Source organism: Streptomyces sp. NPDC043867 (assembly GCF_056435845.1).
Genome location: NZ_JBWKDS010000016.1, coordinates 44,640 through 56,631 on the forward strand (window position 1 = coordinate 44,640; position 11,992 = coordinate 56,631).

The following is an 11,992-nucleotide window of genomic DNA, read 5'->3' on the forward strand; positions in this document are numbered from 1 at the left end:
CCAGCGGCCCGGCGCCGCGACCGGCCCGCTCAGAGCCAGCCGTTGCGCTTCAGCGTGCGGTGGATGCCCAGGCAGATGACCACGGTGATGCCCATCACCACGGGGTAACCGAACCGCCAGTGCAGCTCCGGCATGTGCTCGAAGTTCATCCCGTACACCCCGCACACCATCGTCGGCACGGCGATGATGGCCGCCCAGGACGTGATCTTGCGCATGTCCTCGTTCTGCGCGACGGAGGCCTGCGCGAGGTTCGCCTGGAGGATCGAGTTGAGCAGCTCGTCGAAGCCCACGACCTGCTCCTGCACCCGGGCCAGGTGGTCGGCGACGTCCCGGAAGTACTTCTGGATGTCGGGGTCGATCAGCCGCATCGGCCGCTCACTCAGCAGCTGCATCGGACGCAGCAGCGGCGACACCGCACGCTTGAACTCCAGCACCTCGCGCTTGAGTTGGTAGATCCGCCCCGCGTCGGTGCCGCGCGGCGTGCCCTTGCGGCCCGGCGAGAACACCTCCGTCTCGACCTCGTCGATGTCGTCCTGCACCGCGTCGGCGACCGCGATGTACCCGTCGACGACGTGGTCGGCGATCGCGTGCAGCACGGCCGAGGGTCCCTTGGACAGCAGCTCGGGGTCGTCCTGCAGCCGGTGCCGCAGCGCCCGCAACGAGCCCTGCCCGCCGTGCCGGACGGTGATGAAGAAGTCCCGCCCGGTGAAGCACATGACCTCGCCGGTCTCCACCACCTCGCTGGTGGCGGTGAGTTCGGTGTGCTCGACGTAGTGGATGGTCTTGAAGACGGTGAACAGCGTGTCGTCGTACCGCTCCAGCTTGGGCCGCTGGTGCGCCTGCACCGCGTCCTCGACGGCCAGTGGGTGCAGCCCGAACTCACTGGCGATACCGGCGAATTCGGCCTCGGTCGGCTCGTGCAGGCCGATCCAGACGAAGCCGCCGTCGCGGCGCACCTGACGCATCGCCTCGTGCGGTGTCAGCTGCCCGCCACTCTGGACGCGGGCGCCGTCGAGGTAGACCGCGCAGTCGACCACGGCGGAGGGCGTGGCCGGGTCCCGGGTGGCGTCGTACGAGCCACTGTCCTTGCGCAGCGAGGGGCGCGGACGGACCGCTGCGCGGAGGTCACGGATCATCGACATGGGCAGGCTCCTTCATACGGAGGCCGCCGGCGACGGTTGGAACTGCCCGGAATGGGGACGTCCTTGCAAGGGGCCTCCCCGCCCGTCGAGGCAGGGGAAGGATGTCTGGCACGTCCACAAAGCGGGGAGCACCGCACCGTCGCGGTGGCAGCTTCGCTACTGATTCAGATCAGACGGATCAGTCGGATGGATCAGGCGGAAACGAAGTGCTCTTCCGTCGGTGCACCGGACAGACAAAGATGCGAGCGCGGGAAGCGGCGGACAGGCAGAGCCGAAGCTGCGTCAGCGGCCGGAAGAGCGGGTGGTACTGCACGGTCGACTTCGGTCGTCCATTGCAGCCCCACCTCCTCCGGCCGGTCCCCCGTGAGGGACGATCCGTCCCCCGAGGGGGAGTCGCATGCGTCGAGGCTCGAGAGCGACGCTTCTGCGTGCTGCCCCGACCAGCGGCCAAGACTATCAGCGCACCGAAGCGTCAAGACCCCGCTTTGCGCGTTGTTGACTCCGTGGCGCGGGGTGCGTGCGGGGTGCCCAGGTCGGAAGGACGCCGCCTATGCTCGGCCCATGGCAGATGTTCTCCCGCTGGTCGAGGCCCGGTTGCGTTCCGCGCTGGGCGAGCCGGACGCGCGCGCCGCCGTCACCTTCCTGGGCACCGACCGCATCGAAGTGCTGCGCTTCACCGCGGGCGACATCGTCCGCTACGCCACGCTCGGCATGTCGGCGCAGCCGATGGGCGACCCGACCGCGGTCCTCGCCGACCCGGTCAAGGGCCCGCGCGCCGAGCTGGTCCTGTCGGTGCGCGCCGCCGGTGCCGACACCGACAAGGTGCTCCGCCGCCTCGCCGTACTGGCCGCGTCCCCCCAGGTGGAGGGCCTCGTCGTGGCCCCGGGCGCGTCTCTCGACGTGGGCGAACCCCTGTGGCCGGGTGCACCGTTCACGTCCGTCCTGGTCGCCGAGTCGGGCGGTCTGGTGGAGGACCTCGACCTGGACGCGCCCGCCGATCCCGTGCGGTTCCTGCCGCTGCTGCCGATGACCCCGAACGAGGCCGCCTGGAAGCGGGTGCACGGCGCGGGCGCCCTCCAGGAACGCTGGCTGGGCAGCGGGACGGACCTGCGCGATCCGCTGCGCAGGTCCGTCCCGCTGGACTGAGCCGGGGCCGGCTCCCTGCCAGTCCGCACCCGGCCGCCGCCGGTCCCGCCGACAAGTGCGGGTGCCTACTCACCCGGGGTGAAGGGCTCACGCCGGACGGGTGATCGTCCTTGACGCGGCGAAGGACGGGGAGGACCGTTGGGGCTTATGAGGGGCGAACCCAGTTGCCCGAAGTGTGGTGGCCGGGTCAGGGCTCCCGGACTCTTCTCCGATTCCTGGCAGTGCGACGTGCACGGGACGGTGCATCCGCTGCAGCCCGTGATCCCGCCCAGCGTCGAGGCGCTCAGTGTCGTGGTGCACCGCGCGCAGGTCCCGGTGTGGATGCCGTGGCCGCTGCCGGTGGGCTGGCTGTTCACGGGGGTGGGCTGCGCCGGCGACGACCGAAGCGGCGGCCGTGCGACCGTCGTCGCCTGCTCGGGCCCCGGCCCGCTGGGCGGGATGGGGGAGCTGGTCCTCGTCGCGGAGGAACTCGGCGTCGGCCTCGGCGCGCGGTACGCGGGCGTCGACGGCCCCGACCCCGGTCCGTACCTGAACGTGGAGAAGCCTCCCCAGGCCAAGGTCCTCGCGGCCGGCCGGCCGACCCCGCTCTGGCTCGTCTCCGGCTCCCCGGACGACCGCGCCGTCTTCGCGGGCGAGGCGCGCGGCCTGTGGCTGTGGGCCGTCGTGTGGCCGGAGCAGTCGGGGCTGCTGATGTACGACGAACTGGTGCTGACGGACCTGCGGGACGCCGGTGCGGAGGTGGACCTGCTGCCGTGCGGGGCGCTGTCGCCACGGATTCTGGAGCCGTAGGTACGGCACCCGCTCGCGGCCTGCTCGGCCCTGCGTGACCGTAGGGGGCCCTCCGTGCGGTTCCTGTGCGCACTGCCACCGGCGTGCGCGATCGTACGGGGTGCGGTTCCTGCCGTTCCTGTGTGCTCCGGTTGCGGGGCGGAGCGCGGCGGGCGTAGGGGGTGCTCGGCCGTAGCGGGTGTGACAGGGGGGCGTCGGATTCCCGTTATCCTTGAGCAGCCCCTTCCGTACCGACACCGCTTGGAGTCCGCGTCGTGCGCATCGACCTGCACACCCACTCCACCGCCTCCGACGGTACGGACACCCCCGCCGAGCTGGTCCGCAAGGCCGCCGCCGCCCGGCTGGACGTCGTCGCGCTGACCGATCACGACACGACCCGGGGCCACGCGGAGGCGATCGCCGCCCTCCCCGAGGGGCTGACGCTGGTCACCGGCGCCGAGCTGTCGTGCCGGCTCGACGGCGTCGGCATGCACGTACTGGCGTACCTCTTCGACCCCGAGGAGCCCGACCTGCTCGCCGAGCGCGAGCTGGTCAGGGACGACCGGGTGCCGCGCGCGCGGGCCATGGTCGCCAAGCTCCAGGAACTGGGCGTTCCGATCACCTGGGAGCAGGTGGCACGGATCGCGGGCGACGGCTCGGTCGGCCGCCCGCACGTCGCCTCCGCGCTGGTCGAGATCGGCGTCGTGCCCACCGTGGGGGACGCCTTCACCGGCGAGTGGCTGGCCGACGGCGGCCGGGGTTACGTCCCCAAGCACGAGACCGACCCGTTCGAAGCGATCCGGCTGATCAAGGGCGCGGGCGGCGTCGCCGTCTTCGCCCACCCGGGCGCCGCCAAACGCGGCAGGACCGTGCCGGACTCCGCGATCGCCGAGCTCGCCGCCGCCGGACTCGACGGCATCGAGGTCGACCACATGGACCACGAGCCGGCCACCCGGGCGCGACTGCGTGGCCTGGCGGGCGAGCTCGGGCTGCTCACCACGGGGTCCTCCGACTACCACGGCAGCCGCAAGTCGTGTGCGCTCGGCGAGTACACCACCGACCCCGAGGTCTACGGGGAGATCACCCGGCGGGCCACCGGGGCGTTCCCCGTGCCCGGCGCGGGGGGAAGCCACCGCTCCGTCTAGCTCCCGTCCGGTCGGGCTTCGCGGGCCGGTCACGAGGTCCGAGCCGGCGTGGCTCGGGCCGGCCGGTTTCTCCGGGCTCCTGGCGTCCCTGGCTCGTTCGGTTTCCTCGGTCTCTCCGCTCTCCGGGCGGCCTCCGGTTCTCCGGGTCCGTTTCCGGGTCCTGCCGGGACAAGGGCCGGGACCGGGACGGGGGTCGGGATCCCTTCTTGTCACCCGAGCTCGTTCCGGCTCGCCGAGTCCGTTCCCCGGAACACCCGTACGTGTGGCCTCCGCCCGCCAAGGCGTGGCCGCCTCGTCCTGCCCGTCTCGTCTCTCCGCAAGCAGCAAGGCACCACCGTGTTCGACGTCGCCGTCTTCGGCTCCCTCTTCCTGACCCTCTTCGTGATCATGGATCCCCCCGGGATCACCCCGATCTTCCTCGCGCTCACCGCCGGACGCCCCGGCAAGGTGCAGAAGCGCATGGCCTTCCAGGCCGTCTGCGTGGCCGGCGGTGTGATCACCGTGTTCGGTCTGCTCGGGCACCAGATCCTGGACTACCTGCACGTGTCCGTGCCCGCGCTGATGATCGCGGGCGGGCTGCTCCTGCTGCTGATCGCCCTCGACCTGCTGACCGGCAAGACCGACGAGCCCAAGCAGACCAAGGACGTCAACGTCGCCCTGGTACCGCTTGGCATGCCGCTGCTGGCCGGTCCCGGCGCGATCGTGTCCGTGATCCTGGCCGTCCAGAAGGCGGACACCGCGACCACCCAGGTGTCCGTGTGGGCCGCGATCCTCGCCATCCACGTCGTGCTGTGGCTCGTGATGCGGTACTCGCTGCTGATCATCCGCGTCATCAAGGACGGTGGTGTCGTGCTGGTGACCCGGCTCGCGGGGATGATGCTCTCCGCGATCGCCGTGCAGCAGATCATCAACGGGGTCACGCAGGTGATCCGGGGCGCCTGAGCGGCGCCGGCCGGGGGCGCCGAGCCTTGGCGCGGGCCACGTGCAAAGCCCCCGTACGGCATGTGCCGTACGGGGGCTCCGAAGTCTGCGAAGCGTCTGCGGGTTACGTGGAAATCACCCGCGTGTTACGAGGCAGTCGAGTCGGCCGGGCGGATCCAGAGGCGCTGGCCGATGGCCGCGGCCTGCTGAACGATCCGGTTGACGGAGGCGGCGTCCACGACGGTCGTGTCCACGGGGGTGCCGTCGACATCGTCGAGTCGCATGATTTCGAAGCGCATTGGCTTCTCCCTTCGTCTGGTCATCCTCCTGAGGAGAACTACTGATGTGTGAGGCGTGGGGCGTCGCTGCCCTTCCGCTTCATACGGATTCAACGGGATGCGTGTTACAAACATTCCCTACGCTAAGGAAATTTTTCGAGAACCTAACTACTGACCGGTAAGGAGTGGGCGGCGGCGGCCGCGCACCCGGCCGGGACCGGCAGGGGCCGGTTGTGTTCGCAGCGTGACCGCCGGGACAATGGAAGCGATGAACGACGACCTCGCGGCGCTGGGCGGCCGCATCGACCGTACGAACGAGCTGCTCCAGCGCATGCTCGCCGAGGTGGCGAAGACGCCCTCCACCCACGCGATCTTCGTCGACGCCGGGTATCTGTACGCCGCCGCCGGACGGCTCGTCTCCGGGTCCGAGGACCGTCGGGCCTTCGACCTCGACGCCGGAGGCCTCATCGAGGCGCTCATTGACCGGGCCCGCACGATCTTCGCGGACAGCAGGCTGCTGCGCGTCTACTGGTACGACGGCGCGCGGCGCCGTATCCACACCTCCGAGCAGCAGTCGATCGCCGAGCTGCCCGACGTCAAGGTGCGCCTCGGCAATCTCAACGCCAACAACCAGCAGAAGGGCGTCGACTCGCTGATCCGCAGCGACCTCGAGTCGCTCGCCCGGCACCGTGCCATCAGCGACGCCGCGCTGCTCGGCGGCGACGAGGACCTGGTGTCGGCCGTCGAGGCGGCGCAGGGGTACGGGGCGCGGGTCCACCTGTGGGGGATCGAGGTTCCCGAGGGCCGCAACCAGGCCGAGCCGCTGCTGTGGGAGGTCGACAGCCAGCGGACGTTCGACCTCGACTTCATCAAGCCGTACGTGTCCCGGCGGACCGCCGCCACGTACGACGCCGCCGGGACGGCCCGGCCCGGGCGGGACGACGTGCGGTTCGTGGGCGCGCAGATCGCCGCGAAGTGGCTCGCGGAGCGGGGGCGGGAGGCGCTGGTGGACCTGCTCCCCGGGCACCCCTACCTGCCGGGCTCCGTCGACCAGGACCTGCTCGTGGAGGCCGAGGGGCTGCTCCAGTACTCCCTGCGCGGGCAGGCGGAGCTGCGGCGGGCGCTGCGGGACGGCTTCTGGGCGCATCTTCAGGCGCAGTACTAGGGCGTGCCCGGCGCGACCGCCCGGCGCAACTGTCCGGCGCGTGTCAGGCCGGGCCGCAGCGGTCCCAGAAGCGGGCGAGGGCCCGGGCCGTCTCCTGCGGCCGGTCCGTGTTGGGGGAGTGCTCGGCGCCCTGTACGACGCTGCGTTGCGCGTGCAGGCGTACGGCCATGTCGTCCAGGAGCGGCACCGGCCAGGCGTCGTCGCAGGCGCCGGAGAGCACGTGCACCGGCAGGGGTACGGCGGCGAGTTCCGCGACGCGGTCGGGTTCCGTGCACAGTTGCCGGCCCGTCGCGATGAGCTGGGCCGGGCTGTTGGCCAACCAGCGCCGGAGCAGGTCGGCGCGGTCGTCCAGGCCGGCGTCGAGATTGCCGGAACCGGGGCCGTCCGAGTCGCCGGGGTCGCCCGGGCCGGTCTGCGCGGGGGCTTCCATCGCCTGGATAGCCTCCCAGACGTCGGCCATGCCCATCACCGCGAGGGCGTCTCTCAGCAGCTTCACGCGCTGCTGCTGGGGTGCGGAGATCTGGGCGGGGCCCGAGGACATGAGGGTGAGCGAGCTGAACGGGGCCGGGTCCAGCAGGACCGCGGCGCGCGCGATCTGTCCGCCGAGAGAGTGGCCCACGAGGTGCACGGGGGTGCCGAGGGCGGCTGCCTGCGCCAGTACGTCCTGCGCCAACTCGGCCTGTGCGTAGGGAGATTCGTCGTCCGGGGGCCCCGGAGTCTCGTACTGGCCGCGGCCGTCCACGGCGACGGTCCGGTATCCGGCCGCCGCCAACGGCTCGTGCAGCGCGATGAAATCCTCCTTGCTGCCGGTGAAACCGGGGATCAGGAGGGCGGTTGCCTTCGGCGGTGCCTGGGGTGCGTGGGGTGCGTGCGGTGCCTGCGGTGTCGCGTCGAGCACGGCGAACTCGCCGCGGGTGGTCGCGAGACGGTACGCGCGGACACCGGGCGGGGGGACGAAGGTGGGCGGCCTGCTCATGCAGCGAGGCTATCGGTGCGGGGTGTTGCTTCTTCCGGGGTGGGTCGTAGGTCCCGTCGCGCCTCGGCTCCTGTGGGTGGGTCGGGGCCGCGCCGGTACATCCGCCCGTTGCATGTCGGGCGCCCGGCCGCGTTGCATGGGGCCCCCTGGGTTGTCTGCCCGACCTGCAACGGGCATCTGATGTACCGGCACGGCCCCTTCGGTGGGAGGGCGGGTGCGGGTGGCTTTCGGGCTTGGCTGCCGGCAGGCGTGCCGCAGGTGTGTTCACGCGCGGTCGGCCCCCGGCGGCGTGCGGAGACGCCGATGGCCCGGTTCCCGCGGGTGCGGGGACCGGGCCATCGGGTCGGTGATCAGCTGTCCGCGGGCTCCGTGGCGGCGACGGCCTTGCGCGTACGCCGACGCGGCTTCGCCTCGGGCTCCTCAGCCGTCTGCGCCGGGATGGCGGCGTCGACGGAGGCAACCGCGGCCTTGCGGGTACGGCGCTTCGGCGTGGTCTCGACGGCGGCCTCGGCCTCCGGCGCCGCGGCCTTGGCACGGCTGCGGCGCGGCTTGGCCTCCGCGACCTCACTCGCGGCCTCCGCCGTGGCGGCGACGGCCTTGCGCGTGCGGCGCGGCTTGGCCGGGGCCTCGGCGGCACCCTCGGCGGTGTCGACCGCTGCCTCCGCGGCCTTGCGCGTACGGCGACGCGGCTTGGCCTCGGGCTCGTCGACCGCCTGCGCCGGAATGTCGGCGTCGGCCACGACAGCCGCCGCCTTGCGGGTGCGGCGCCTCGGCTTGGCCTCCGCGGCCTCCGCGGTGTCCAGAGCGGCCTCGGCCTCCGGCGCCGCGGCCTTCGCACGGCTGCGACGCGGCTTCGGCTCCACGACCTCGGCGGCCTCGGGTGCCACCTCGGCGACGGGCGCGGCGGCCTTACGGGTGCGGCGGCGCGGCTTCGTCTCGGTGGCCTCCGGGACCTCGGCAACCGGGGCCTCGGTGACCAGGGCCTCGGCAACCGGGACGTCGGCAATCGGGGCTTCGGCGACCGGGGTCTCGGCGGCCGCCGTTTCCGCGGTCCTGCGCGTGCGGCGGCGGCGCGGCTTCGACGGCTCCTCGGTGACGCCCTCGGCCGTGTCGACCGCGGCTTCCGCCGACGGCTGCTCGGCGACGACGGTCTCGGTCACCGCGACCGGCTCGGCGGACGCTCCGCTGCCGCGGGTACGGCGGCGACGGCGCGGGGTACGGGGCTCGGTGACCTCCGCGGTCCCGGCCGACTCGGCGGGCTCGGTGGCCGTCACCGCGGGAGACGCGGTGGCCTCCTCCAGCGGCGTCCCGTTGCGCGTACGGCGGCGGCGCCGCGGCGTGCGCGCCGGGCGCTCACGCTCGCTCTCGCGCTCCGCGACCGGCGCGGCGGCGCGGCCACCACGGGCCCCGCGCTGACCGCGGCCGCCCGTCTCGCCCAGGTCCTCGACCGCCTCGGCCGAGAGCCCGGCGCGGGTGCGCTCGCCGCGCGGCAGGACACCCTTGGTGCCGGCCGGGATGCTCAGTTCCTCGAAGAGGTGCGGGGACGTGGAGTACGTCTCCGGCGGGGCCGGGAACCCGAGGTCCAGCGCCTTGTTGATGAGCTGCCAGCGCGGGATGTCGTCCCAGTCGACGAGCGTGACGGCGATGCCCTTGGCACCCGCGCGGCCCGTACGGCCGATGCGGTGCAGGTACGTCTTCTCGTCCTCGGGGGACTGGTAGTTGATGACGTGCGTGACGCCTTCGACGTCGATGCCGCGAGCGGCGACGTCGGTGCAGACGAGGACGTCCACCTTGCCGTTGCGGAAGGCGCGCAGCGCCTGCTCGCGGGCGCCCTGGCCGAGGTCGCCGTGGACCGCGCCGGACGCGAAACCGCGCTGCTGGAGCTGGTCGGCGAGGTCCGCCGCCGTCCGCTTGGTGCGGCAGAAGACCATCGCGAGACCGCGGCCGTCGGCCTGCAGTATCCGCGAGACGATCTCGGGCTTGTCCATGTTGTGCGCGCGGTAGACGTACTGCGCGGTGTTGCGGACCGTCGCACCCTCGTCGTCGGGCGACGTGGCGCTGATGTGCGTGGGCTGCGACATGTAGCGGCGGGCCAGACCGATGACGGCGCCCGGCATCGTGGCCGAGAACAGCATCGTCTGACGGCGGGCCGGCAGCATGTTGATGATTCTCTCGACGTCGGGCAGGAAGCCCAGGTCGAGCATCTCGTCGGCCTCGTCGAGGACGAGCGACTTGATGTGATTCAGGTCCAGCTTCTTCTGGCCCGCGAGGTCCAGCAGCCGGCCGGGGGTGCCGACGATCACGTCGACGCCCTTCTTCAGGGCCTCGACCTGGGGCTCGTAGGCGCGACCGCCGTAGATGGCGAGCACGCGCACGTTGCGGACCTTGCCCGCGGTCAGCAGGTCGTTCGTGACCTGGGTGCACAGCTCACGCGTCGGCACGACGACGAGCGCCTGCGGAGCGTCCGTGAGCTGCTCGGGCAGGGCCCGGCCCGCCTCGACGTCCGCGGGGACGGTCACGCGCTCCAGGAGCGGAAGGCCGAAGCCCAGCGTCTTGCCGGTGCCGGTCTTCGCCTGGCCGATGACGTCCTTGCCCGTGAGGGCGACCGGGAGCGTCATCTCCTGGATCGGGAAGGGGTTGAGAATGCCGACGGCCTCCAGGGCTTCGGCCGTCTCGGGAAGGATTCCGAGGTCACGAAAAGTCGTAGTCAGGGTGCTGCCTCTTCTGTGTACGCGGTGCGAGGCGAGCGCGGGGGTCGTGTCTGGACCGTGCCGGGGACGTCGGCCGCTTTGCGGGCTGGCCGAGTGGCATGGGACCACTGCCGACGCTCGAGCGCTCGTACCGCTGAGGGTTCCTCCGGGTGTCGTACGCAAGGTGCCGTACGGACGTGGAGGTCTGTCGGGTCGGAGCCGATCGGGCCTCCGACCGGGCATCCTCATTCACGCGGCCCGTCGCAATACTCAACGGGCGCATTACCACCATACCCCGGAATCACGCACACGCGATGGCCGATTCGGTCACATGGTCGTCGTCACACTGATTGACCGGGAACGTCCACGCCGCGGTGAGCGGGCTATTGTGCGCTTCATGACGACGCCTGACAACGCCGCTGCCACCCCCGCCGAAACCGCTCCCGCGGCCACCGGAGTCGCCGCCCAGAACTGGGACACGGCCTCCGCGGACCCCCAGTACCGGGCTGCGGTCGTGGACCTGCTCGGAGCCCTCGCGTACGGCGAGCTGGCGGCGTTCGAGCGGCTCGCGGAGGACGCCAAACTGGCGCCCACCCTCAACGACAAGGCGGAGCTGGCGAAGATGGCGTCGGCCGAGTTCCACCACTTCGAGCAGCTGCGCGGCCGGCTGGCCGCGGTCGGTGTGGAACCGACCGGGGCGATGGAGCCGTTCGTGGCAGCGCTCGACGGATTCCACCGCCAGACCGCCCCCTCGGACTGGCTCGAGGGGCTCGTCAAGGCGTACGTCGGCGACTCGATCGCCAGCGACTTCTACCGCGAGGTCGCCGCGCGACTCGACACCGACACCCGGCGTCTGGTCCTCGCCGTCCTCGACGACACCGGGCACGCCAGCTTCGCCGTCGAGAAGGTGCGGGCCGCGATCGACGCCGATCCGCGCGTCGGCGGACGGCTCGCGCTGTGGGCCCGCAGGCTGATGGGCGAGGCCCTGTCGCAGTCGCAGCGAGTGGTCGCCGACCGTGACGCCCTCTCCACCATGCTGGTCGGAGGGGTCGCGGACGGGTTCGACCTCGCGGAGGTCGGCCGCATGTTCTCCCGGATCACCGAGGCCCACACCAAGCGCATGGCGGCGCTGGGGCTGGCGGCCTGACCGGAGGGTCCACGGACGCTCACGACGCCGGCCGGCCTTTCGAGAAGGCCGGCCGGCGTCCGTCGGCTCAGTGCTGTCCCCGGTGCGCGGCGGTCCTACGCCGGTGCCGAGCGGCGGCGAAACCTCTCGGCCGGGCGGAGCAGCAGCGACAGCGAGGCGGACGACACCGCGATCGCGCCGATCAGCGTCGGCATGAAGTGGCCGGGTCCGAGCGCGCTGTGGGTCAGAAAGGCTCCGAAGAGGGCTCCGGCGACGCCCGTCGACAGGACGAGACTGTGCGCCGGGAGCCGGTGGGACAGGCGGTGCTGCGCCGCCCAGGCGAGCGCGAGACCGAGGATCGCAGAGCCGAGCGCTTCCAAAAACATGGTGGGTTCCCTCCCGCACGGCTGGGGCAAATCGGTCCTACTCGATCTACCCCCGAGGTGCGGAAGGCAACCCTCCCCTGTTGGGACGATGTGCTCCGTCCGTGCAGTTCAGATCATCGGAAAGGGGGCCCGGGGGGGGGGGGGGGGGGGGCCCCCTCTTTCTTTCTTTGGCCCAGAAAGCTCGAGACCCCCCCTCTCGTCTTGGGGGTTCCGGACATCCCACCCACGAGAAGAGGAGTCAGGGATCAG

The 11,992-nt window shown here is 72.0% G+C and carries 11 protein-coding genes; 6 read left to right on the forward strand and 5 right to left on the reverse strand.

The features are described from left to right. Window positions 1-29: 29 nt before the first annotated feature. A complete protein-coding gene (locus AC069T_RS17860) occupies window positions 30-1,142 on the reverse strand; it encodes a magnesium and cobalt transport protein CorA (RefSeq protein ID WP_476752405.1) in 1,113 nt (370 codons plus the stop codon). A gap of 561 nt (window positions 1,143-1,703) precedes the next feature. Between AC069T_RS17860 and AC069T_RS17865 the strand changes: the two genes are divergently transcribed. From AC069T_RS17865 to AC069T_RS17880, 4 genes are all read left to right on the forward strand, one after another. Continuing rightward, window positions 1,704-2,288, forward strand: coding sequence for a suppressor of fused domain protein (locus tag AC069T_RS17865; RefSeq protein ID WP_478783655.1), 585 nt, complete (start codon window positions 1,704-1,706; stop codon window positions 2,286-2,288). A gap of 147 nt (window positions 2,289-2,435) precedes the next feature. After that, the gene (locus AC069T_RS17870; protein ID WP_358850201.1) at window positions 2,436-3,077 is read left to right on the forward strand and encodes a DUF6758 family protein; all 642 of its coding nucleotides are present in this window, start codon (window positions 2,436-2,438) and stop codon (window positions 3,075-3,077) included. Window positions 3,078-3,331: 254 nt separating this feature from the next. Then, entirely contained in the window at window positions 3,332-4,201 is an 870-nt protein-coding gene (locus tag AC069T_RS17875; RefSeq protein ID WP_478783656.1) for a PHP domain-containing protein, read from the forward strand. Between the two features lie 336 nt (window positions 4,202-4,537). Continuing rightward, window positions 4,538-5,143, forward strand: coding sequence for a MarC family protein (locus AC069T_RS17880; RefSeq protein ID WP_358850199.1), 606 nt, complete (start codon window positions 4,538-4,540; stop codon window positions 5,141-5,143). Window positions 5,144-5,268: 125 nt separating this feature from the next. On the opposite strand, the gene AC069T_RS17885 is transcribed toward AC069T_RS17880, so the two are convergent. Then, window positions 5,269-5,421 carry a hypothetical protein gene (locus AC069T_RS17885; protein ID WP_121405831.1) on the reverse strand — a complete coding sequence of 51 codons (153 nt, stop codon included), beginning with the start codon at window positions 5,419-5,421 and terminating at the stop codon, window positions 5,269-5,271. A 238-nt stretch (window positions 5,422-5,659) separates the two neighbouring features. Here AC069T_RS17885 and AC069T_RS17890 point away from each other — a divergent pair, with 238 nt between their 5' ends. After that, window positions 5,660-6,565 (forward strand): NYN domain-containing protein, encoded by a 906-nt coding sequence (locus tag AC069T_RS17890; RefSeq protein ID WP_478783736.1) that lies wholly within the window; start codon window positions 5,660-5,662, stop codon window positions 6,563-6,565. A gap of 43 nt (window positions 6,566-6,608) precedes the next feature. On the opposite strand, the gene AC069T_RS17895 is transcribed toward AC069T_RS17890, so the two are convergent. Both AC069T_RS17895 and AC069T_RS17900 read right to left on the reverse strand, forming a co-directional pair. Beyond that, complete coding sequence (locus AC069T_RS17895) at window positions 6,609-7,541, reverse strand: alpha/beta fold hydrolase (RefSeq protein WP_478783657.1); 933 nt, start codon at window positions 7,539-7,541, stop codon at window positions 6,609-6,611. A gap of 350 nt (window positions 7,542-7,891) precedes the next feature. After that, window positions 7,892-10,159 carry a DEAD/DEAH box helicase gene (locus AC069T_RS17900; RefSeq protein ID WP_478783658.1) on the reverse strand — a complete coding sequence of 756 codons (2,268 nt, stop codon included), beginning with the start codon at window positions 10,157-10,159 and terminating at the stop codon, window positions 7,892-7,894. Between the two features lie 460 nt (window positions 10,160-10,619). On the opposite strand from AC069T_RS17900, the gene AC069T_RS17905 reads away from it, so the two are divergent. Then, window positions 10,620-11,378: a ferritin-like fold-containing protein gene (locus AC069T_RS17905; RefSeq protein ID WP_358850196.1), complete on the forward strand. Its 759-nt coding sequence runs from the start codon at window positions 10,620-10,622 to the stop codon at window positions 11,376-11,378. 95 nt (window positions 11,379-11,473) lie between these two features. Here the strand turns inward: AC069T_RS17905 and AC069T_RS17910 are convergent, their stop codons facing one another. Continuing rightward, the gene (locus AC069T_RS17910; RefSeq protein ID WP_478783659.1) at window positions 11,474-11,743 is read right to left on the reverse strand and encodes a hypothetical protein; all 270 of its coding nucleotides are present in this window, start codon (window positions 11,741-11,743) and stop codon (window positions 11,474-11,476) included. Window positions 11,744-11,992: the final 249 nt, after the last annotated feature.